This window comes from Paenibacillus sp. EC2-1 (genome assembly GCF_049311625.1).
Classification (GTDB): Bacteria; Bacillota; Bacilli; order Paenibacillales; family Paenibacillaceae; genus Paenibacillus_AQ.
In genome coordinates this window covers 344,187-367,144 of the sequence record NZ_CP186006.1, presented here as the reverse complement: position 1 = coordinate 367,144, position 22,958 = coordinate 344,187, and the positions used below count along the sequence as shown (strand labels likewise).

Below are 22,958 nucleotides of genomic sequence, written 5' to 3'. Positions count from 1 at the left end.
ACTATAGATGTTAATTAAATTTGTGCTGAACTAGTTTGTTCATGAAATCAATTCTACTTCCAATTCTCAATTCCAGTCTCAAACAGCTCGAATGGATGTGGAATCGATGCTTCCATAATGTCCGAATAATTGTTATGCGTCTCCGGAACATCCGTCCACTTCTGCGCTACCTTAATATCCCACGGTTGACGATCAAGCAGCTGATTAAAGATTCGAACCACTTCTAATCTTGTAATCGGCTGATTCGGGTGGAATGTCTTCTCCGTATAATCGAACAAGATTCCTTGCTTCTCAGCCGTAGCAATAGCTTTCTCAGCCCAGTGTCCCGTTACATCTGTATAGGAACTTTCCTGAGCTGCATCCCATGAATACAAATTCGTGAGAATTTGGACGAATTCAGCTCGAGTAATCTGCTTGTTCGGCTTAAATGTGTTATTACCCAACCCAACCATCCATTTGTTGTTAGTTGCTTTCGTGATTGCATTGGCTGCCCAGTGTTTAGCATTTACATCGGAGTAAGATACTTTCTTCGAACTCGCTGCCGGTGTATATAAACGAGACAAGATCGCAGCGACCTCAGACCGGACAATGCCACGATCTGTCTTAAATGTACCATCAGGATAGCCTACCATGTATGGTTTATGCGCCCCTGCTGCTTTTACTTTCGGCTGCATGGAGAAGTTGAATTTTACGATAGTCTCACCAACATGGATGAGGCCACCTTTAATATAGCTGTCATGCCCAAAGCGTTCTTCACGCTTATCTTTACGGCTATCAAACATGGTGTATCCATTCTTCTCACCTAGGAAGTAGTAATCTCCATCCGGATATACCATCCAGCCGTATTGACCGCTGTCTGTGCTGATTTGCGGGTTATGGTTTTTGTTAGGCGAGAAGTCCGGCAACTCTGGTAGTTTAACCACTGTGCCTGGGACTCTTCCTTTGGAACGGTTCAGTTCCGTATCTGCCCAGTACAATTTCATATCTACTCCTGAAACGGGCTCACCTGTTACCTCATCAAGAATCGTTCCATATGGATCGACCAGATCAATAGATAACTTAGCATTTCCGTTACTATCGACAATGAGCTTGCCAGCAGGACCAGCCAGCTTCTCTCCATTAGGTGCAGTTACATTCAAAGACAGAATATAAGATCCTGGCGCTACTTTCGGAAGCGCAAAGCTTCCATCTTTACTCATAAGCACACTCGGCAAATTAAGTTCTTGACCGGTTGCCGATTTAATTTTACCGGATACTTTCAAGTTGTCTCCGATTAATTTGGTGATGGGATCCTGAACGACTTTACCACCATTCGCTGAATCGGATACGATAACTTCCGTCTTCATGGTAGGCTGCTGAACTACAGGAACAGAAGGTCCAGGAGCAGAAGTCTCAGGGTTTGAAGGTACCGTTACTGGCGGTGCCATAGGTTTGATCGTAATCTCATTGGACACGCCTGCATTCGGACCTGACTCAACTTGAAGGCGGAAATAATAAGTTGTACCGTTCGTTAATCCCGTTATGGTTGCACTCGTTGAAGAAGCATCTAGCTTCTCAACTGAGCTTACTGGTGTAAAGGTCTGACCATCTGTAGACTGCTCTACAACAACGCTTGTTGCCCCTGTTAATGCAGGGAATTTCAGGGTCACTTGACCATTTCCTGCTGTAGCCGACAACGTAGTCAAAGATTGTGAAGGTGCAATTTCAATAACATTAGACACGCCTGTAAAAAATCCAGATCCGACATTCAATCGGAAATAATAGGTTGTACCATTCGTTAATTCCGTTATGGTTGCACTCGTTGAGGAAGCATCCAGCTCCTCAAGTGAACTTACCGGCGTAAATGTCTCACCATCTGTAGACTGCTCTACAACAATGCTTGTAGCCCCTGTTAGAGCAGGGAATTTCAAGGTTACTTGGCCATTTCCTGCTGTAGCAGACAGCGTCTTTAATGGAGCTGGTTCTGCTGCCTTCACATAGACGGTAAATGTTTTCTCACTGGTAAGTCCATCCTTAGTCATGGTCGCTGTTAATGTTACGTACGTTCCTGATTGAGCAATAACTGGTCTCGTCACGGTTCCGTCATGTGCGATGATCGATGGCTGGTCAGAGGACCAGACTGTTGTTACACCCTCGTCTTGTTCCAGTGTGAGATTGTTCTGCACTGCACCTTTCGAATCGCCACCATTAAACTTCACATCTGTCTTATTCTCAGCTGTTTCGATTGCCAAGATAGCATCTTTATAATTCGTAGTAATCTGATTAACGATCCGATCAGCAATGGCATTAATGATATCTGTGCTGGTTGGACCGGCGTCGACATGCAGCCCACCATGAGCAAGGCTGTCAATAAAAGCTTGATCCGTTTCTGTATAAGTGGCATCTGTTACGCCCACATACTGCGCGCCATTGTTATTGAATGAGCCGCCTAGAGCAGACTGGTTCGTTCCTCCATCCAGATTGACGCTAGGATCATCGTTAATATTCACAACATAACGCAAGGGTGCATTTGGCTCCCAACGGATATTGTCTACAGCCACATCCAGCGTCTTGGTAGAAGTCGAATACAATTTCATATTATCAAATGCAAAAATCGAGATGATTCCACAGCTATGACTTACATGGCTAACGATTGGACCAAACTCATCCCCGTACTCCGTATCAAGGGTCAATCCATTAATAATGGATTCACCGTTGTCCCACATGCTCACCTTCGTACCGGTTGCAACAATTTTAATGCTGTGGTTCGTTGCTGAGCCTTTGGTATAATGACCGATTTCCGAGACGCCATCCATCCCACTCAAGAGATTTCCAGTCTCATTATGCAGCAGCTTTTGATCTACCCCATTCAGCTTATAAACTTTCACAGCACCTTGCACATATAAAATGGCATAACCGCTTAGTTTCCCGTCAACATCAACCTTCGTATTGAATAGAAAACCTCCGCCTTCCATACTGTGATAGTCCACTTTGGACTCATCCATGTCGAAAGTGATGATCTTCTTACCTGTAGGACTTCCACTTGTCAGCATGAAATCCTTATAAGCAGGTTCGGTATAACCGTAAAAGGTCAACGTTTTTCCATTATTAGAGATCTGAACATGATTATAATCCGCCGTTTCAACAAGCGGTTCGTTATATCCCATATACCAACTGTCGTAACCGGAATGTACATATGTTGTATCCGTTACTGTTGCTGGGTCTGCGCTCGCATCCATAATAGACACATACTTAGGATTTACGCCTGCGGCAATCAGTTTAGCTTTAACCGCTTCATTTAATTGACTCTCAAAATCACTAGAGTCATATGAACTTGTTCCCACATTGTAGTAGACCTCTGCTACCGGTGATAGTGCATATGCCATTGAAGTATTCGCAACAATGAACACGAATGCCACGATCATTGAAATCCATTTTTTCTTCATTTGTTCCACCTATTCTGTAAGTTAGTAACTTCTAAAAATTTCTAATATAAAAATATCAGAGACATCTCTCAAAAATCTCTCAAACACAACCGATATCATCTGTTAGCTTTAAAAGAAATCTTAAACACACAGAAGTGTGAAACATAGGGGCGTGACATCATGAAAAAATGGATTGGTTACGTAGGTGTCGCATGTGCCTTAATTGCCATTCTGTATATGATTTTTAGTGACCAAGGTGCAAATCCCGCCAAGATCAAAGCCGTTGACGGTGTGCTAGACCTAAGAGCACTGTCAGATTCACCATCCGTGTCGTTAGCCGGTGATTGGAAGTTCACAGCCGATTCATTTGTCTCCCCAGCAGATTTTGACGGTGAAGCTCATAATCTAGAGGTGCCCGGCCCTTGGGCATCCAACGTGCAGTGGGGAACCTATCAATTAATTGTATATCTACCCGATTCCTGGTCTGAGATTGGACTTCGTGTTCGGAATATTTGGTCCGCTCACACGATCTATGTCGATGGGATTCCCATATCGGAAAAAGGGAAGGTCGCGGAGAATAAGCAAGATACCTTACCGGAGAATCCAGCTTATGAGGTGTACTTTAAACCAGACGCACGCCAGCTACTTATCACCATTCATGCATCCAATTTCTACAACACTAGAGGCGGTATCGTGCTACCGATTGATATCGGTGATGCCGAACTGATGAAGGAAGATGTGAATCAGGATCTTTCACTGGAATGGACCGCGACTTTATGTTTATTGCTGTTCAGTGTGTTCCATCTAACCATCTATTTACTAAGAACGAAGGACGAAGCTTTTCTGTACAGCGGACTGCACTTTCTGCTCTTAGCATTTGTTATTGTACTGCGAGGAGAGCGACTATTAATCCATCAGTTCCCGTCGTTTCCTTTCGAACTCTATTTTCGCTTGCAAGATACCCTTACTTTCCTGACATCACTCTTGCTTATTGTTTTTATTACTAAAATGATTCCTTCTATTATGAAGCAAAAAACGCTGTTTCTGCTTATTCTCCCGCTCCTGGTCTATGCATTGTTAAATGCCGTTCTCCCGGCCAGAACGGTATCAGGCGCACAGTACCTGTTCTTTTACTACAATGATGTATTGTTCCTCAGCATCATCATTCGCATCTTTTATTTGACGGTCAAAGATCGAATTAACATACGGAAAAATGAAGCAATCATCCTCATGCTCATGCTTCTATTTCTAGCCATATTCGCTATAAGTTCTTCATCAGATAACCTGTATTTTACGGGTCGCAATGATCTGAACAGAATCGGGTTGATCGGATTTATGATGACCATGAATATCTTTCTTGGCATCCGTCTAATGAATCGGGCTGAGGAATCGGAACAATTAACCGCTAAACTGCAGAAAGCAAACGATGCGAAAGATGCTTTTTTGAAAGTCACTACACAGGATTTGCAAAGACCTCTGCATGATGCCATTCATTTAATGAAGACGATTACCCGTGAACAGAATTACGAGAAGCAAAGCGAGCAATTATACATCGCTGAGCAACTCATGGGGAACATGGTTTATTTACTGAGAGATCTTCACGATTTTACTCGCTTGCGATTTGATGATTATGCAGTCCAGCTTCATTCAACCAATCTACGGATGGTCATGCTTCATGTCATTCAATTGATGCAGCTTACATTTACGAAGAAGAAAATCGAAATAAACGAACATATTTCAAATCAGCTTTACGTATGGGCCGATGAGCAGCGTCTGACACAAATACTTATCCGCGTCATGACAGAAATATCCCATGAAACTGCGGAAGACATCCTAACCATTACATCCGAACAGGTTGGTAACGATGTTCTGCTTCAAGTAGCAGCTTCACGCGAGTGGACAACAATGAATGATGAACGCCAAAGCTCATCGGGACTCATGTTGACGGAAGAGCTGATTCAGCAGATGAACGGAAGTATTACATATGAACGTATGCAGAACGCCATCTGTTTCACCGTCAGACTTGCTTTCAGCGACTATAAAGAGCCCACTCATGCAGAAGAGCACGATTACAACATCCCCCCTGCGTTGTCCCAAGAAGAGCGAGAGCTAAAGACCCTCCTGCTCGTGGAAGACAATGTGGTTCATGCAGAAGTTATAAGGGGAATGCTCAAAGATATGTACCAGGTCCGAGTTGCTTATACGGCGAAGGATGCGCTTGAATATTACGATAATCATCCAGAAATCGCGATGATGGTCATTGATGATATTATTCCGGGCGACATGAACAGTCTGGATTTGCTTCAGCAAATCCGTATACGAGCCTCCTTAATGGAACTGCCAATCTTGATGATGATTTCTTCCGAATATCCTAGACATATTGAGATGATCTTTGATTCTGGAGCTAATGACTATTTAATGAAGCCTTTTTCGACAGAGACCTTGATGGCACGCCTGAATGCTACGGAACAAACAAAGCTGTTTATGCATAAAGCAATAGATTATGAAATGGCCTTTCTGCAGACGCAGATCAAGCCGCATTTTCTATACAACGCACTCAGTAATATTATTTCATTTTGCTACACCGATGGAGAGCGTGCAGCTTATCTTCTAACCATGCTCAGTTCTTATCTACGATATATATTTGAAACGAGTAGGGATGCCCAGTTCTCCTCTCTTCAGAAGGAACTGGAAACGATAGAGGCTTATGTAGAGGTAGAGAAGGCTAGATTTGGTGAACGATTAACCTTGGGTTATGACATCGACCCATCCATTAGAGCAGAGAACGTATGGATCCCGAGCCTGCTCTTACAGCCTTTAGTTGAGAACGCGATTCGCCACGGCCTATTCGACAAAGAAGGTCCAGGACATGTTCAGGTTACGATTTCTCAACAAGGCTCACTACTAAACATACAGGTTGCCGATGATGGTGTAGGCATGTCCACGACCCAATGTATCCAGCTGATGGAGGGAGCGAATGCGCATAGCGGCATCGGATTTACGAATGTACGCCGCCGCGTACATGATCTCACCCATGGACGCCTTGAGATCAGTTCTGTACCAGGCATAGGAACAACCATTGATATAACCATTCCCCTGAAGGAGGGACAAGAACATGTGGAAGATCATCATCGTAGAAGATGAGAAACCGATATTAAACCTGCATGAACGATTGCTTGAAACCTATGGCCCATTTCAAATTGTAGGTTGTTTTACATCGCCATTCGATGCGTTAGAAGAAATACCGAAGCTTGAGGTGGACGCCATCTTACTAGATATTGAAATGCCGAGGATGACAGGAATCGAGCTCGCTAAAAGCCTTGTGGAGAAAGGTATTGACGTGCCCGTGGTCTTTACAACAGCTCACCAGCAATATGCCGTACAGGCTTTTCGTGTACAAGCCATCGATTATATCCTGAAGCCAATGACCTTAAATATGGTTAAACGGCTAGATGAGCGCCTTCAGAAATACTATGGCCAGAAGCCCAAACTCTCGAGTAAAAAGGAGCTGCATGTCCAGTTATATGGAGAATCATATGTCAAAAAGGGCGAGCAACTCGTTAAATGGCCTACTCGTATAACGGAGGAGCTGTTCTTCTATTTCTTACTTCATGAGAATAAATTGTGCTACAAATGGAGAATTGTCGATGATCTCTGGACGAATGTAGAGGAAAAGCGTGCGCTCTCGAATCTGTACAATACCATCTATCGCATGCGGCAGCTGTTCATGGAGCTAGACATTCCCATCGTCATCGAACGAATGAATGATGGATACATCATGAAATCTAACAACAGTATTATCATTGAAGGAGCAGAGCAATCAGACTCCTCTCTTCTAGAGTCGAAAGGGTATTTATGGGCTTATCGCTTTGAGCCGGTTGATTCACTTACTTATTAATATAGACATCCAAAAAGGTCCCCCATTCGTTAGCATTATCTAACGATGGCGGGACCTTTTAATAAGGGCAGGCCTTTTCTATGTCTTCAATACTCACGCGAATATTCTTTACTCTCTTGTAAATGAACAAGATCGTGGCCCGTAGGATTCTGGAAGGCACGAAGACCAAATGTCGGCGCAACTGCAAAAATATGATCGAAGATATCAGCTTGAAGTGATTCATACGCCGCCCAGTTAATATCATTGCTAAATGCATAGATCTCTAGCGGCAGCCCGTTATCTCCAGGCGCTAACTGTCTAACAATCAGCGTCATATCCTTATGAATTTTAGGATGATTTCTCAAATACTGATGAATGTATTCCCTGAACACACCGATATTCGTTAGCTGTCTACCGTTGACGTTACTCTCCATATTAATCTCATGTTCTATATTATACGTATGGATTTCTTCCAATCTTGTCGTGATATACTCCGAAAGATAATCTATCTTTTGAAATTCCTCAATCATTTCTTGGGTACAAAAAGATATGCTGCTCGTATCGATCTGGATACTTCGCTTAATTCTTCTCCCACCGGATACTTGCATACCTCTCCAGTTTTTGAAGGAGTCTGAAATCAGGGCGTAGCTTGGAAGCATCGTTATGGTCTTATCGAAGTTCATGACCTTGACCGTATTCAGTGTAATATCAATGACATCACCATTTGCATCATACTTAGGCATTTCAATCCAGTCTCCGACCCGAACCATATCATTGGATGATAACTGGACACCTGCGACAAGACCTAGTATAGAGTCCTTAAAGACCAGCATCAGAACAGCTGATAAGGCACCAAGTCCGCTAAGAATAATTACAGGGTTCTGACCGATAAGGGCTGAGATCACCACAATCGTACCAATAATGTACAAGAAGATCTTTGTCACCTGTATATATCCTTTAATCGGTCTGATCTTGGAAACCTCAAATGTACGATAAATAGCTTCAACAGCATTAAGTAACGCACTAAACACCGTAATCGTTACGATAATGATGTAAGTTACGGCCAATTTTTCAATTACAGTTTGATAGAACGGAAAAATAGAGGCCGAAGAATAGATAATAATGGCTGGGACAAGATGTGAAAGCTTATGAAATACTCGTTTCTCCAAAATAATATTGTCCCACGTATACCGGTTATTATTGATGATATGCGTAATCGACTTCAGCACAATTTTCTTGGTGATAAAGTTAGCTAATATGCAGATCAAAGCTATAAAAACAGCCATGATCAGATTTGATAGAACACCCGTTAAAGATTCGTTCAGTCCATAGCCATCTAGTTGATTTTTTATAAAATCCATCATTTCCTCCTAACGATGTGTGGATTAGCCTAGATTATAGTGTAGTTTTTGTGCTTTCGCAAATGCGAACGATATCCATATACCCAAGCAGCTAAGTAATTTTCAAGAAAACTTTGCACAAAAAAAGACCCAGCTTTCGCTGGATCTTTCTAGCTATGTTTGATGACATGCGACTGTGTTACTGTCCGATAATTTCATAAAGCTTCTATAATAATAGAAATAATAGAACTTAAATTTAATAATCGTTACTTTACTCGTTAGGGTAATCCTGCCGATGTTTCCCCTTTAAATTTCTTCATGATTCCCGCGTGCAGATTATTCTGATAGGCTACCGCTCCAAGGACTACAACGACGCCCAGAATCTGAATAACAGACGGTATTTCACTAAATAGGATAATAGAGATGATAGCAACCGTAGAAATTGGACTAAGCAACAGGAGTCCCGCAACAATGGTCGAATTCAACCGAACGGAACCATACTGAACAAATGTCCATGCGATAGCTTGCCCTACGATACCCAGAACAAGCATCCATACCCAGTTCATTGCAGTAATCGGATCACCGAGGGTCGTTTCTGGATTCATTGGAAGTGCACCATTGACCAAAACTCCGTGAGTCAGATCAAAACCGCGATCGGAGAAAAAGGTCATGAAAATCACAGGAGCCACTAACTGAGCAGCTGTCGCCCATACCATAGGCTGGACAATCTGACCCATATTCACTTTAGTTGCCTTACGACTCGTATAGAGGTAAATCCCGTAACACACCCCAGATACCATACCAGCAATCGTTCCAAGAATAGCAATATTCATTCCATAGATCGTGGCTGGCCCTTCCGAAGTCCCACCACCATCAAACACACCACCAGACATGACTACACCTAATATCATGATTGGAGCAATAATAAAATAAGTTTTAGGGATTCTTTCCCGGTCAAATAAAAATGCAAGCGCCGGCAAAATAATGATCTGAAGATTCAGCAAAATCGAGGCAATACCCGATCCGACGTAGAAAATGGAATAGTTCCATGCTGTGAAGTCAATTCCGAGAAACAATCCTGCAAGAATTGAAAGAAGAATACCTTTTTTGTTGAGTGCACCGATCTTTTTCACTTCTCTAAAGGCAAATGGGAGTAATGCCAAAAGCCCAATCGAACAGCGTAGTATCGCTGATGTTGCTGGTTCGAAGTTCGATAATTTTACCCAAGGGGCAGTAAATGCGAGTGCAGCGATACCGATCAAGAGGAGCACATAGGCCCGAGCATTGGATGCTCCGCGCTGTCCCACCTGAACATTATTTTGAATACTACTACTAACCAAATCTTTCACTCCCAATATATTTTAGATTGTATAGGCATTTACGCAAGATCATGCCAAGTAGGTGGCAAGCTCATCCCATGTGTTATTCATTTCTTGTTTTAATAACACCAAGTCTGACGCCAGCCATCTGACATTCACTGCTTTTCCTTCAAGCAGCGCGGCACTTGCCTGAATATGTTCAAACCGCTGAAGTTTTTCATTTAATTCCCGGATGTCCATTTGCTGTAGCTTAGGAGACACACACCACAATGATCCGATATATAAATGTTCTTCTAGCAAACCTAGTTGTCCAAGATTCATGTGGTCAGGAGAAAATAAGAGGGCGTCATAAATCAAACAGTCCTCATCCATCCACACTTGAAAATTTGTTTTTACATCATGATATTGAAATTGCTCTCCCCGCTTATCACGGCCTGGAGATAGAATCTCACCCCACAGAAGCGCAGCATCCTGTGCCATATGAACAACCGTTTTCCCACTAAATTTTGCACTTTCAAACGGGATAACTGCTTCTGTTTTCCATGCAAGACTAGCACCTGTGCCGATCGTCACGTCAATATTCTGCGTACTCCATATTCCGTTATATGAAGGATAGATTTTGGTCGCAGATTGTGGAATAAGGCAGACATGTGCTCCTTCTTGGACATCGATCTGAAATTGATTTTGGTCCCCTGCCAGAAGGCCACCTGACGTTTCAACCATATATACCGTTGCCTCAGATGGCTTAGCAGGATTAAGATACATGGCTCTACTCGCTCTAAGCGGGGGAGTCTGGTAACAATTCATCATGATTGTTTTGTTCCCGCGATGGTTAAACGTTAATGATAAAGAGCCATTGTGATTCAGCCGTTTAATTGAACTGTTTTGCAGACTCATCCGATATCACTTCCAGTAATAAATCAGATTTAATCCAGGAAACGACTTCTTCAAGGCCTTTTTTCGTTTTAATGTCTGCAAAAACAAATGGTCTTTCGCCTCTAGACTTCTTCGTATCACTCTTCATTCTGTCAAGATCTACGCCAACGTAAGGGGCAAGATCCGTTTTATTAACGATAAGTAAATCGGAACGGGTAACACCAGGGCCACCTTTTCTCGGAATATCTCCACCTTCGGCAACATCAATTACATAGATAAAGGCATCCACTAACTCAGGACTGAAAGTTGCCGATAGATTGTCGCCGCCGCTTTCTAGCAGGATAATATCCAAGTTCTCAAATCGCTGTTTCAATTCATCAATGGCTTCGAAATTCATTGACGCGTCCTCACGTATTGCGGTATGAGGGCAACCGCCCGTCTCAACACCGATGATGCGATCGGGTTCAAGAACCTTCTCGTTGATCAGAAAGTCAGCGTCTTCTCTCGTGTAAATATCATTGGTAATAACAGCGATATTATATTGATCTTTCAGTGCTTCTGAAAGGATTTTGACAAGCGTTGTCTTACCGGAACCAACGGGTCCACCAATGCCAAGGTGTATTGTTCTCATATTCACAATCTCCTCGTCTATACATGATTTAAAATCTCAATTCGGCCTATTTATGCTTACAAAAATTAAAAGTCACTCATTTGGATACGCTGAGAGAATCCAGTATAATCATCTTAGGACCTCATTTAAGGGGCCACTTCTTCTCATCTGGGTGCAACCATATGAAAAGAAGTATATCCCGGTATCATGAAATGATATTAGCTAGATATGAGTCCGTTACGTATCAAGGTACGTTGTTGACTGGTGAAGGGGATTTGAAGGACCTTCACCTCAACAATGACCTACTGTGCACCTTGACATATCCGTGCATATCATGAAATAAACAAACGTGAATGAAGAAATTCGTGTTTCATGGATGCAATCTCAAGCCCAATAGAATTGTTATCGAGATCGTCCAAGTCTAGCGTCATGACTCGCCTTGCCGTTTCTTGTATGACAGGTAGTAAGGAGAAGGTCGTTTTGACTCCGCTCATCTGCCCCAAAGGAACTGCACGGACAGCATTTTGAACAAGTGCTGTTATGGATGAATAGAGAAATGTTTCAACCGCCATCTTCAGATCCACGCCTAAAGTTGCCGTATATATGCCGTATATCACGGGATAATGACCCTTGATTTTCTTGCTTTTTAATTGTTCATACCAGAACTTAAGCAATTCTTCTTCGTGTAATGGGTATACCATATGTAGAAATTGCCTACCCATCATCGCACTACCCTTCCTTGTCTCGGGAGATAACTTGATGGCATGACATATCTTTTCGAGGTGGATAAGCCCTTGTTTGTCGAACTTTCCTGCTAGTTCATAGGCTTCCTTAACAAGGATCGCATCCGTTGAAGCAAGATTATGACGAACATACATTTCACAAAATTCTCTTAAATCATCTTCATTACGAATGAGATCCTCCTGAATATAGGTTTCCATGCCGAAGGAATGCGCAAAACTACCGGTTGGAAACGCGGAATCATGGATTTGAATAAGATGAAGGAACCACGGATTAGTGTTGATGTCCCTTATATTTGAAGGGCTCTTTGAACCTCCGCTCTGATTGTTCATAGGTAACCCCCACTTCATCCATTAATTTCTCAAGCGTATGATCATAACGGACCAGAATTTCATTATCCTCGATAATACAAGGCGTGTGACGGTTACCTATTTCAAAAGCTGCCTTCCCCATTTCCTTCATCGTCTTCGGCTTGATGACATACACCTTCTCCAGCTTTGTACGAATGGCAATCAAGGTATCCTCATCTTCATACAGTACATCTCCATAATGCAGATGACCTCCATTATCGAGTGATATAGAGACATCGCTACCGCCTTCTGTTTGTTTGCGCAAGATTCGCTTATTGAGCTCTTCCCATTCCAACTCAATCCAATCAATCTTTTTATTAGAAGACGTATAATCCTTGAGATTTCCTTTTGTCGTTGTAATAACCATCCTTTTGCCCTCCTTTAACTTCGTGCAATAGTACCTAATCCGAATCTCTTTCCGCGCACTTGAACCTTTCTTCTAGAACAAGAAATATTTTTGGGCCATAGCGAGCTTCTCAAACGGTTCACACGTAATAAGTTCCCCATCCACCTTAACTTCGTACGTTTCTGGATTGATGTCGATATCCGGCGTCGCGTCATTCCACTTCATATCCTTCTTGCCGATATTACGGCAATTTTTCACAGCCCCAATGCGTCGCTTCAAGCCAAGTTTATCTGGCACTCCTTGCTGAATCGCTCTCTTCGACATAAAGGTAATGTTGGCACTAGAAATCGCACTTCCGTAAGCGGCAAACATACGACGATACATCACTGGCTGTGGTGTCGGAATAGATGCACCTGGGTCACCAAGCTGCGCAGAAACAATGAATCCACCTTTAATGACTCGATCGGCTTTCACGGCAAAGAATTTCGGCTCCCACAGAACAAGGTCGGCAAATTTCCCTTCTTCGATGGAACCAATTTCATGCGAGATGCCCTGTGCAATCGCGGGATTAATTGTATATTTTGCTACATACCGCTTAGCACGAATATTATCGGATCCGTTCTTCTCTTCAGGCAGTGCACCACGTTGTTTTTTCATCTTGTCTGCCGTTTGCCATGTGCGAAGAACCATTTCCCCAGCCCGTCCCATCGCAAGAGCATCCGTTGACATGATACTAATCACGCCCAGATCGTGGAGAATATCTTCAGCCGCAATCGTTTCCGGACGAATCCTTGAATCCGCGAATGCGACATCTTCGGGTATGTTGTGCTTAAGGTGGTGACAGACCATCAGCATATCCAGATGCTCATCAATCGTGTTTACCGTGAACGGCCTTGTTGGATTCGTTGATGAAGGCAAAACATTCGGCTGACCAGCCATCTTCATAATATCTGGAGCATGTCCGCCTCCAGCACCTTCGACGTGGAAAGAGTGAATGACCCGGCCATTAATGGCACGAAGTGTATCTTCAAGAAATCCTGCTTCGTTCAGTGTGTCCGAGTGGATAGCAACTTGCACATCCGCTTCGTCTGCTACTGTCAGACTGCGATCAATCGATGTTGGTGTTGCTCCCCAGTCTTCGTGAATTTTCAGACCGACTGCACCCGCATCGATTTGTTCGATGAGAGGAGCGAGAGACGAAGCGTGGCCTTTTCCTAGAAATCCAACGTTAATTGGAAAGCCTTCAGCTGCTTTTAACATCATTTCTATATTCCATGCACCTGGAGTGACGGTTGTCGCTTTAGATCCTTCCGCTGGTCCAGTCCCACCGCCGAACAAGGTTGTTACCCCATTAGCGAGAGCCACGTCAATCTGATCCGGATTGATAAAATGCACGTGGGTATCAATTCCGCCAGCCGTAACAATTTTGCCCTCGGCAGCAATGACTTCTGTAGCTGCGCCAACGATCATATTCGGAGTAACTCCATCCATAATGTCTGGGTTACCGCCTTTACCGATGCCGACGATATAACCATCTTTCACACCGATATCTGCCTTATAAATTCCTGAGTAATCAAGAATAAGTGCATTTGTAATAAGAAGGTCGAGAACATTCTCAGTCCGAGTGTTCGTACCATTCTGTCCCATACCTTCACGAATGACTTTCCCGCCGCCGAACATCGACTCTTCTCCGTAAACGGTGTAGTCCTTCTCGACTTCTACCCATAGATCCGTATCCGCGAGGCGAACTTTATCGCCAACCGTTGGACCGTAATTGGCAGCATATTGCTGTCTACTGTATTTCAACGTCTATTCAACTCCTTTATATCCTAATTCCTTAGCTCTATTTAGAATCTCTTGTCTGTTGTTAACTGAACCGTTGGTTAAATCTGCAACCCCGAATACACGACGGGCACCACCGATTTCGGTTAATTCAACTTCCTTCTCTTCACCTGGCTCAAATCGAACCGCAGTACCTGCTGGAATATTCAGCCTCATGCCGATACCTTCTTCACGTTCGAATGATAACTCGCGGTTCACTTCCACAAAGTGAATATGTGAGCCTACCTGGATCGGTCGATCCCCGGTATTGGCTACACGAATCTTAATTTTCATGCGGCCTGCGTTAATCTCTATAGGTTCTTCTGCTAAGCGGTATTCACCGGGTACGATATAATCACTTGCTACAGCTTGATCACTCATTTGTTCTATCCCCCTTTTTAATTTCCCCTGGTTTTAGATGCTATTTCTTAACAAGATTTGTTGTTAACGCTTTCAAACCCTCATGCTAATCTTCACAAAATCGGGTTGTGGACTGTAACGAGTTTAGTTCCATCTGGAAAAGTTGCTTCTGCCTGAATATCGGCAATCATTTCCGGAACTCCGTCCATAACATCCTCTCTTGTTAATACGTGTTTCCCTTCTTCCATCAGCTTAGCTACCGTCTTTCCTTCTCTTGCCCCTTCAAAAATAAAACTAGTAATAATAGCAACCGCTTCGGGGTAATTCAATTTAAGACCTTTCGCTTTTCGCTTCCATGCTAATTCACTCGCTAGAAAGATGAGTAGTTTTTCCTTCTCAACTGGGATCAAATGCACTCTCTTCACCTCTTTCCTATGGATTACTTGACTTTATAAAATGGTTATATTCACCATATGGTTACTGATTCTACAACGTAAATTTATTGCAAGCTGTGACTAACTTCTCATAACTAGGAACGAGTACTCATCTGACGATGGTCATCACGATACAATTGGATGGAGCAAAATGGATTTTTAGTTTGGATATGTAATTTTTTGTATAACAAAAAAAGCTAGACCTTTTGGTGGACTAGCCTTCAATTCGATGTAACAAAAGTTATAACTATACGTGCATTTCTTCAACTCATACTTGCTCTACTGGGGCCACTATAAATTTCCCGTATTCCACCCCTTTCAAACTAGTCATTTTGTTGCTCAGAAGCTTGATATCTCTCGCTTTTCCTTTTACGATGATGAGTTCAAGACAGCTCGATTTATCTAGATGAAAATGAGTTGTAGCCAGTATGTTATCGTGCATATCATGCTGAATATTGGTCAGCTCTTCAAGCAGATTTCTCTGGTGATGGTTGTAAAATAAAAGGATACTCCCAGCTACGGTTTGCTCCTCCATTTCCCATGACTGCTGAATAAGCGCATCTCGCACAAGATCTCGTACAGCTTCAGATCGATTGGTATATCCTTTCTGTGTCACTAGATAATCAAACTTTCGAAGCAAATGCCCCTCCATTGAAACACCAAATCTCTTTAATGACGAATCATCCACTGCACCCTACCTCCTTCTTTACAACTTCGTAAATCGAAATATATAACTATTCTCATAAGCCGCTGTCATCTCATCATGCAGGCTCTTGAAATATTTCTCACTGCTAGAAACTGAAATATAATCAGACGGCACTCTTCGCTTAAGCTCTACTCCAAATCCCTCATGACTAAAGGCTGAAGCAATATCGTCAAGGGTATGCATATTGGCCTTTAAATGACTGTACTTTTCGATCTCTTCTCTATAAAACTCCCCGCTGGGGTTAGACGTTAGATCCATGTAGGTTACATAATAAACTCCGCCAGGCTTTAGCGCTTTGCTCAATTTCCATGCATGGGTTTTTAAGTCATCGATCAAATAAATGACCGACAAGCAGAAAGCAAGATCGAACCTACCTTCAAACTGTTCCGGTGACCCCGATACGATATAATCAATCGGTAAATCCCCTTTTCTTTCATCGGCTATCTCTATGGATTTCTGTCCTAAATCGATGCCTACCGCGTCCTTATACGGTTTAACTTGGTGAAGAAGTCTTAAGAATCCACCTCGATTACAACCGAAATCCAGAACGGAATATTCCGATAAATTCTCTTCTTTCAAGGTTGAAATGAGCTGCATCCAGCCCTCTTTATGTCCTTCCTCCATTAGGGATTCGCCAGCTTCATTATTCCACCATACCTCATAGCTATGTTCCGTTTCTAACATGTTTGTCCACTCCTTACGATCCGTTGTTGTACATTCGTTTCTAGGAAAGGCTCTTGCATTTCACCCTTTGATGGAGTCAGTCTCGCTTTATTTCGATCTCTCGGGTGACTGGGGAGAATAGATGCCAGGAGCTGCTTAGATACAGGGTGTTTCATAGAAGAAAGTGGGTCCTTACAGTTGATTGTTTCGACAACTTGTCCTTTGCTCATAACAGCCAATTGGTCTGAGATGGAACGGACCGCCATAATATCGTGCGAAATAAATAGGTATGACAACAAATACCGCTCTTTCAACTCATCTAGCAGTTTCAAGATTTGATGCTGGATAAGTACATCAAGACTGCTGACTGCCTCATCCAGCACGATCAACTTGGGCTTTAATGCAATGGCTCGTGCAATACTTATTCTTTGTAGTTGCCCACCACTGAATTGATGAGGATACTTTTTTATATCTTCTGGATGTAATCCAACCGACACCAATAATTCTTGTACCGTTCTCTTCTCTTCGCGGGCACTTAATTTCTCGAAATTTCTTAGAGGCTCACTTATCGATTCGTAAATAGGCCATCTAGGATTTAATGAACTATAACAATCTTGGAATACGGTTTGGATTTTTCTACGAACGACTAAACGCTCTTTCTTGCTCATGGTCACCAGGTCTTTTCCTTCGAACCGGATTTCTCCTTGATCTGGTTTCTCAAGACCAAGGATCATCTTTCCCAGTGTACTTTTACCGGAGCCGCTCTCTCCAACCAGACCCAGGCACATCCCTTGGTCTAAGGTTAGGCATATGTTGTCCGCCACCTTTAGCTTTTTGTTGTTAAACATGCTTCCCGCACCCAGGGTATAACTTTTGTTCACATTTAATAATTCAAGCATATTCTCACCTCTACCTAACTTCCGGCTGTTCATATTCAGGTATAGCTGTCCCCATTCCAGGTCTTGCTTCTAGCAACATACGAGTATACGGATGCTCTGGTTGGTCGAATAGCTTAGCTACCGGAGCTTTTTCTACAACACGCCCATTGTTCATGACCATCACTTCATCTGCCATATATGCAATGACGCCAAGATCATGGGAAACAAGCAGCATTGCTGTATTCTGTTCCTGACACAATAAATACATTTGTTCTAGCAGTTTCACCTGATGCACACTGTCCAAAGCCGTAGTCGGCTCGTCGGCGATTAATACAGCTGGCTGTAAAGACATCGCTATCGCAATCATCACTCTCTGGAGCATCCCTCCGCTCAATTGAAACGGATATTGATCCATTATTTTTGCGGGATGAGGAAGACCTGTTTTGGCGAGATATGTCACGGCCATTTCATGAGCTTCTACACGGGAGAATGAACCATGTGCACGAAGAGTTTCTATAAAATGATTACCAATCGTGATTGTAGGATTGAAGGCACTCATCGGGTTTTGCATGATGACTGCAAGCTCTTTACCGCGCATACTTCTCATTTGATTGGCATTTAATTGAAGTAGATTTCTACTCCCCAGATGTATCGATCCTTGCTCTATGATTGCTGACTCTTGGAGCAGGCCCATAATTGCCAGACAAGTCATGGTTTTACCACTTCCACTGGCTCCAACAAGACCTAATACTTCTCCTTTTTTCAGTTGAAAGCTGACATCGTTCACAATCTTCTTCATTCCTTGTGGCGTGGAAACACGAATATGCAAGTGCTCGACATTTAAAACGATGGAATTGTTCATTTACTTAACCTCAATTCTTTCTTGGCGAGGGTCTAACGCATCCCTCAAAGCGTCTCCGATAAAATTAAAAGCCATGACGACCAGCATAATGCATACACCCGGATATAGCATCAGCAACGGACTGCTCTTCAAGAATTGCTTACTGTCATTTAGCATGGCCCCCCATTCCGGTATAGGCGGCTGAATACCTAGCCCCAAGAATGAAAGACCCGAAATACTTAGAATGATGCTCCCTAAGTTTAAAGTGGCCAGTACAATGGTTGGAGGTAATATGGTAGGGATAATATGAAATAAAATGATTTTATAACTTGGCGTTCCAGCAATTTTGGCTGCTAAAATAAAGTTCTGCTGCTTAGCTGTAATAACCATGCCTCGGATCCAGCGCGCGTACCAAACCCAGTAAGACATCACCATAGCAAAAATAACATTGCCCATGCCCGGCCCAAGGATACCTAGCATAGCGAGTGACAGAATCAGACTGGGAAATGCCATGAATAGATCACAAAAACGCATAAAAATACGATCCATCACTCCGCCGATATACCCCGAACACGTTCCAACAACTACGCTGATTAAAATAATCAACAGCATCACGATAAATGAGATCCCGAGTGAAATTTGTGTACCATAAATCAAGCGGGATAAAATATCTCTTCCTAAGTGATCTGTACCAAGCAGATATGTAGATGAAGGCCCTTCCAGTTTATGCTCAAGACTAACGAAATTGGGATCATGTGGCGCAAGCCACGGTGCGAAGACCGCTAGAACAAGCATGAGGACAAGCATAAGACAACTGATCCCTGTTAGTTTATTACTTACCAGCTTTTTGAACACTACGGCATCCATACTAGTACACTCCTCTCTTGCGTACCCTCGGATCGATAACCGCATGAAAAATATCAATTAATAAATTGCAAATAATAATAATCGTTGTAACAAGAACCACATAACATAAAATCACCGGGTAATCCCTAGCAGACAAAGCATTGACGAAATAACGTCCCATGCCTGGCCATGCAAATACATTTTCCACAATAATTGAACCACTTAATTTATGACCGATATGCATACCCATTGTTGTAATCAGGGGGGTGATGGCATTCTTCAGCACATGCTTTCCGATAATGAGTTTCTCTCGAACCCCTCTTGCTCTGGCATAAAGAACATAGGGTTGATGCAATTCGTCCATCGTACTGCCTCGGAGCATCCGTGTGTACACGGCTACGGATGCCATGGCAAGGGTGAGGGAAGGTAGAATAAGATGCAGTATACTTCCCCTCCCCGATACAGGAAAATAGCCTAACTTTAATGAAAAAATGTAAATAAGCAAAAATCCTAGACAAAAACTAGGTGTAGCCGCTCCTATAAATGAGAGTGTCCGGCTAAAGTGATCGAACATTCGATCTTTATACAGTGCTGAGAAGATGCCGATCGGCAGACTGATAATAAATGCAAGAGCAATTGATGAGAATGTAAGCTCTAGTGTTGCCGGGAGGTAATTTAAGATTTCATCCCACACAGGCTTATTACTTATATAAGAGTTGCCAAAGTCCAGTCTGAGAACACCGCTTAACCAATTCACATATTGAATAAACAGCGGTTGATCTAATCCGAGTTCTGTCCGGACAAGCTGAATTGCATCATCGGTGATAGGGATTTTGGATAACCTTAAATATGCTTCAGCTGGATCGACGGGCAAGAGACGAACAAGCAGGAATGTAATTATAGAAACGCCCAATAGAATGGGTATGATGCTGAGCACTCGCTTTACAATAAACCTGACCATCCCACATTAACTCCTATTCCTTGTCCATTTTCTCAAAGGGGATCTCACTATTCATTTGTCCAAACTGAAGACCTTTAATGTTCTGATGATAGACCGTTAAGTTCGTACCATACGATATTGGGAGATACACAGCCTGCTCATGAAGTGTAGTGAGAATATAGGTGTATAGCTCTTGCCGTGTTTCCTCGTCTGTACTTAGTAGTGCCTCCTCAATTTTCTGGTCAAGTTCCTTTTTCATTGGTAATCCTACTTGTGCCTGATAGTCAGCATGTGAAGGTATTCGCATGGATGATACCATTGCATGAGGATCATACGGTATGCCGAATGTATCGCTGAAGATCATGTCAAAATTACCGTTTGTTTGACGCTGTCCGAATAATTGATTCTCTTCGCCAATTAATTTCACATGAATTCCAATCTTCCTTAGATCACCTTGCAGCACTTCCGCGATAGATTTATGTACATTGTTAGCACTATCGAAACTGAGCTCCAATTCTAGTACAGCTCCATTTTTCTCTCTAAACTCTTTCTTCGCAGGTAATACCCAACCCGCATCATTCAGCAATTGTTCCGCTTTACTCACATCGTATGTATAAGGCGTCAGATTCACGTTAGAATACGGAAAGTCGGCTGGAAATAGGGTATCCGCAAGTTTGTCCGTACCGTAAAACACATTGTCGATGACTGATTGTTTGTTGAAGGCGTGCTCAATCGCTTTTCTGACGTTTATATCTTGAAGAGGCCCTTTACTTGAATTAATGGCTATGGATTTCGTAAAGAGAGGGGCAGAAATGGCTGTCTCGTACTTGCCTGTCTCCTTCAAATATTTAAATGAATCCAGGCTGATGCTCCCATCACCGTAGATCACATCAATTTCTTCATTTTCAAATGCCAGAACTCTGGATTCCCCATCAGGTATAACAGCAATGCGAATTTGATCTACCTTCGGTTTCTCTCCCCAATAGTTCTCATTAACACTAAATTCGGAGTATTCATTAATCTTGTAGTCCGTCAAGACCCAAGGTCCAGTTCCAATCGGTGCCTTAATCTCTTCCGAAGTATTGCCGCTTGCAGGAAATCCCGCCTCTCCCAAGAAACGAAGGGGTCTGATAAGAGCTAGCTCTTGGAGCATCGGATAGTAAGGGTTATGTAAAGAGATGGTTACACGGTATTCTCCATCTTTGGTTGCATCTTTGATCTGATTCACTAGCTCTAGCCAGCTATGGCGCTTTTTATTAGCCAAAACTGCGTTAATGTTCTTAACCACAATGTCCGCATTAAAGTCAGAACCGTCAGAGAACTTAACATCTTGACGAAGAAAGAACGTATACTCCTTCCCATCCTCTGAGATCTCCCACTTCTCAGCCAGATGAGGAACCACTTTCCCATCAACATATTTAACAAGTGATTCATAGACCATATTTTGCGCGAACATTTGGTTTGGAGCATACATATGGGGATTGAGTGGGCCAATATCGTTAGCAGACGAGAATCGAATGATCTTTCCCTCGGCCTGAGAGCTGTTACTATTCTCTGCTGCCGCCGAACCCGAAGGCGTTCCGTTACATGCAGTGACTAGAAGAGAAGATATAAGCATAATGATTAGCAGGTAAGTCGATTTAAATGAACGATTAGGCGGATTTGTCATGGATGTAACTCTCCTTAAAGTTTAGATTTTGAGTTTTGATAAGACTTTCGTTTATTTGCTTATTGGACAGGCCGGTTAGGCACTATAACGAACGAACAATCTGGAAATGCTTATCCTGCTAACTTATCTCAGTCTCTTGTCCATATGCACGGTTTCAAAGGAATCAAATGACTCCAGCTGGATTTGAAATCCTTGTCTTTCCCAAAAGGGTACGGCTCCTGGCAAAAATCGATGCGTATGCAAATACATCGTTTCATACCCTTTGGCACGAGCAATCGGAAGTAATCTTTTGACTAATTCCGTCCCCAGACCTTGATGTCTTAGCTCCGGCTTAACATAGCATTTAACCAACTCTGCAGTGACCCTCGTTACGTATTTTCCTTTAATTTCAGGGATTCGATCATCATACGGAAGAAAAGCGGAAGTAGCTGCAATAGTCCCTTCTTTATCGAATGCGGCAAGAAAGGTCGCTGTATCCGATCGATAATAAGTCTCTTGAAATGCTGCCATATCCGGGGGAATGCGGTTCGGGTCAAGCATAGGAAACACTTCCCGTATAATCTCCAGTACGAAACGCATAACCGAGGTCAACTCATGGAGCTCAATCTCTCTTATTACATATGTATCTAGATGCTTACTCATCTTTACCTACCTTCTTTCGCTGTCTTATTCCCTCTGTCATGTGCTGAATAGATAACACGTTTCATTCGAAAAGTAACACGATTACACAGAAAGAAACGACTCTACAAAAACCTCATTTAGCATAAAGCAAGCTCAACACCTAGGGATAACCACGGTTCACATGTGCGCCACACCCGTGTTACATATCTACAAGAACGTAACACGAAAGATCATGGCTAAACCCATAAAGCGAAGGCTTAAAAGAGCTTCGCCAGCATGTTACCTGAAACCGATTGCAAGTCAGTAGATTCAAACC

20 protein-coding genes are annotated in these 22,958 nt (G+C 42.8%); 2 read left to right on the top strand and 18 right to left on the bottom strand.

The genetic code is table 11. The features are described 5' to 3' along the window. Positions 1–53 precede the first annotated feature (53 nt). On the bottom strand, positions 54–3,425 hold the full coding sequence (locus ACK8P5_RS01840) for an S-layer homology domain-containing protein (protein WP_422659306.1): 3,372 nt from the start codon (positions 3,423–3,425) through the stop codon (positions 54–56). 159 nt (positions 3,426–3,584) lie between these two features. Between ACK8P5_RS01840 and ACK8P5_RS01835 the strand changes: the two genes are divergently transcribed. Then, positions 3,585–6,548 (top strand): histidine kinase, encoded by a 2,964-nt coding sequence (locus ACK8P5_RS01835; protein ID WP_422659305.1) that lies wholly within the window; start codon positions 3,585–3,587, stop codon positions 6,546–6,548. Next, on the top strand, positions 6,520–7,302 hold the full coding sequence (locus tag ACK8P5_RS01830; RefSeq protein ID WP_422659304.1) for a LytR/AlgR family response regulator transcription factor: 783 nt from the start codon (positions 6,520–6,522) through the stop codon (positions 7,300–7,302). The genes ACK8P5_RS01835 and ACK8P5_RS01830 overlap by 29 nt, the downstream gene beginning before the upstream one ends. An 86-nt stretch (positions 7,303–7,388) precedes the next feature. On the opposite strand, the gene ACK8P5_RS01825 is transcribed toward ACK8P5_RS01830, so the two are convergent. From ACK8P5_RS01825 to ACK8P5_RS01745, 17 genes are all read right to left on the bottom strand, one after another. Next, positions 7,389–8,642 (bottom strand): mechanosensitive ion channel family protein, encoded by a 1,254-nt coding sequence (locus ACK8P5_RS01825; RefSeq protein ID WP_422659303.1) that lies wholly within the window; start codon positions 8,640–8,642, stop codon positions 7,389–7,391. 257 nt (positions 8,643–8,899) lie between these two features. Continuing rightward, positions 8,900–9,961, bottom strand: a complete 1,062-nt coding sequence (locus ACK8P5_RS01820) for a DMT family transporter (RefSeq protein WP_422659302.1) — start codon at positions 9,959–9,961, stop codon at positions 8,900–8,902. 48 nt (positions 9,962–10,009) lie between these two features. Then, complete coding sequence (locus ACK8P5_RS01815) at positions 10,010–10,837, bottom strand: urease accessory protein UreD (RefSeq protein ID WP_422659301.1); 828 nt, start codon at positions 10,835–10,837, stop codon at positions 10,010–10,012. Further along, a complete protein-coding gene (ureG, locus tag ACK8P5_RS01810) occupies positions 10,812–11,447 on the bottom strand; it encodes an urease accessory protein UreG (RefSeq protein WP_422659300.1) in 636 nt (211 codons plus the stop codon). The genes ACK8P5_RS01815 and ureG overlap by 26 nt, the downstream gene beginning before the upstream one ends. Before the next feature lie 311 nt (positions 11,448–11,758). Further along, a complete protein-coding gene (locus tag ACK8P5_RS01805) occupies positions 11,759–12,499 on the bottom strand; it encodes an urease accessory protein UreF (RefSeq protein WP_422659299.1) in 741 nt (246 codons plus the stop codon). Then, positions 12,441–12,884: an urease accessory protein UreE gene (locus ACK8P5_RS01800; protein WP_422659298.1), complete on the bottom strand. Its 444-nt coding sequence runs from the start codon at positions 12,882–12,884 to the stop codon at positions 12,441–12,443. The genes ACK8P5_RS01805 and ACK8P5_RS01800 overlap by 59 nt, the downstream gene beginning before the upstream one ends. A 72-nt stretch (positions 12,885–12,956) precedes the next feature. After that, a complete protein-coding gene (ureC, locus tag ACK8P5_RS01795) occupies positions 12,957–14,669 on the bottom strand; it encodes an urease subunit alpha (protein WP_422659297.1) in 1,713 nt (570 codons plus the stop codon). 3 nt (positions 14,670–14,672) lie between these two features. Continuing rightward, complete coding sequence (locus tag ACK8P5_RS01790) at positions 14,673–15,035, bottom strand: urease subunit beta (RefSeq protein ID WP_422661339.1); 363 nt, start codon at positions 15,033–15,035, stop codon at positions 14,673–14,675. Between the two features lie 122 nt (positions 15,036–15,157). Beyond that, a complete protein-coding gene (gene ureA, locus ACK8P5_RS01785) occupies positions 15,158–15,460 on the bottom strand; it encodes an urease subunit gamma (protein WP_422659296.1) in 303 nt (100 codons plus the stop codon). Positions 15,461–15,746: 286 nt separating this feature from the next. Further along, a complete protein-coding gene (nikR, locus tag ACK8P5_RS01780; RefSeq protein WP_422659295.1) occupies positions 15,747–16,166 on the bottom strand; it encodes a nickel-responsive transcriptional regulator NikR in 420 nt (139 codons plus the stop codon). Positions 16,167–16,184: 18 nt separating this feature from the next. Further along, positions 16,185–16,868: a class I SAM-dependent methyltransferase gene (locus tag ACK8P5_RS01775; protein WP_422659294.1), complete on the bottom strand. Its 684-nt coding sequence runs from the start codon at positions 16,866–16,868 to the stop codon at positions 16,185–16,187. After that, the gene (locus tag ACK8P5_RS01770; RefSeq protein ID WP_422659293.1) at positions 16,862–17,728 is read right to left on the bottom strand and encodes an ABC transporter ATP-binding protein; all 867 of its coding nucleotides are present in this window, start codon (positions 17,726–17,728) and stop codon (positions 16,862–16,864) included. The genes ACK8P5_RS01775 and ACK8P5_RS01770 overlap by 7 nt, the downstream gene beginning before the upstream one ends. A gap of 28 nt (positions 17,729–17,756) precedes the next feature. Next, positions 17,757–18,587: an ABC transporter ATP-binding protein gene (locus ACK8P5_RS01765; protein WP_422659292.1), complete on the bottom strand. Its 831-nt coding sequence runs from the start codon at positions 18,585–18,587 to the stop codon at positions 17,757–17,759. Next, on the bottom strand, positions 18,588–19,433 hold the full coding sequence (gene nikC / locus ACK8P5_RS01760; RefSeq protein ID WP_422659291.1) for a nickel ABC transporter permease subunit NikC: 846 nt from the start codon (positions 19,431–19,433) through the stop codon (positions 18,588–18,590). It lies immediately after the preceding gene. Position 19,434: 1 nt separating this feature from the next. Next, positions 19,435–20,373 carry a nickel ABC transporter permease gene (gene nikB / locus ACK8P5_RS01755; RefSeq protein WP_422659290.1) on the bottom strand — a complete coding sequence of 313 codons (939 nt, stop codon included), beginning with the start codon at positions 20,371–20,373 and terminating at the stop codon, positions 19,435–19,437. 13 nt (positions 20,374–20,386) lie between these two features. Beyond that, positions 20,387–22,021: a nickel ABC transporter substrate-binding protein gene (nikA, locus tag ACK8P5_RS01750; RefSeq protein ID WP_422659289.1), complete on the bottom strand. Its 1,635-nt coding sequence runs from the start codon at positions 22,019–22,021 to the stop codon at positions 20,387–20,389. Positions 22,022–22,144: 123 nt separating this feature from the next. Beyond that, complete coding sequence (locus tag ACK8P5_RS01745) at positions 22,145–22,663, bottom strand: GNAT family N-acetyltransferase (RefSeq protein WP_422659288.1); 519 nt, start codon at positions 22,661–22,663, stop codon at positions 22,145–22,147. Between the last annotated feature and the right edge of the window lie 295 nt (positions 22,664–22,958).

Bases quoted from the DNA above. Each gene is read 5' to 3' on its own strand.
- ACK8P5_RS01840 (WP_422659306.1), bottom strand. From the start codon at position 3,425: ATGAAGAAAAAATGGATTTCAATGATCGTGGCATTCGTGTTCATTGTT.
- ACK8P5_RS01835 (WP_422659305.1), top strand. From the start codon at position 3,585: ATGAAAAAATGGATTGGTTACGTAGGTGTCGCATGTGCCTTAATTGCC.
- ACK8P5_RS01830 (WP_422659304.1), top strand. From the start codon at position 6,520: ATGTGGAAGATCATCATCGTAGAAGATGAGAAACCGATATTAAACCTG.
- ACK8P5_RS01825 (WP_422659303.1), bottom strand. From the start codon at position 8,642: ATGGATTTTATAAAAAATCAACTAGATGGCTATGGACTGAACGAATCT.
- ACK8P5_RS01815 (WP_422659301.1), bottom strand. From the start codon at position 10,837: ATGAGTCTGCAAAACAGTTCAATTAAACGGCTGAATCACAATGGCTCT.
- ureG (WP_422659300.1), bottom strand. From the start codon at position 11,447: ATGAGAACAATACACCTTGGCATTGGTGGACCCGTTGGTTCCGGTAAG.
- ACK8P5_RS01805 (WP_422659299.1), bottom strand. From the start codon at position 12,499: ATGAACAATCAGAGCGGAGGTTCAAAGAGCCCTTCAAATATAAGGGAC.
- ACK8P5_RS01800 (WP_422659298.1), bottom strand. From the start codon at position 12,884: ATGGTTATTACAACGACAAAAGGAAATCTCAAGGATTATACGTCTTCT.
- ACK8P5_RS01775 (WP_422659294.1), bottom strand. From the start codon at position 16,868: ATGTTAGAAACGGAACATAGCTATGAGGTATGGTGGAATAATGAAGCT.
- ACK8P5_RS01765 (WP_422659292.1), bottom strand. From the start codon at position 18,587: ATGAACAATTCCATCGTTTTAAATGTCGAGCACTTGCATATTCGTGTT.
- nikC (WP_422659291.1), bottom strand. From the start codon at position 19,433: ATGGATGCCGTAGTGTTCAAAAAGCTGGTAAGTAATAAACTAACAGGG.
- nikB (WP_422659290.1), bottom strand. From the start codon at position 20,373: ATGGTCAGGTTTATTGTAAAGCGAGTGCTCAGCATCATACCCATTCTA.
- nikA (WP_422659289.1), bottom strand. From the start codon at position 22,021: ATGACAAATCCGCCTAATCGTTCATTTAAATCGACTTACCTGCTAATC.
- ACK8P5_RS01745 (WP_422659288.1), bottom strand. From the start codon at position 22,663: ATGAGTAAGCATCTAGATACATATGTAATAAGAGAGATTGAGCTCCAT.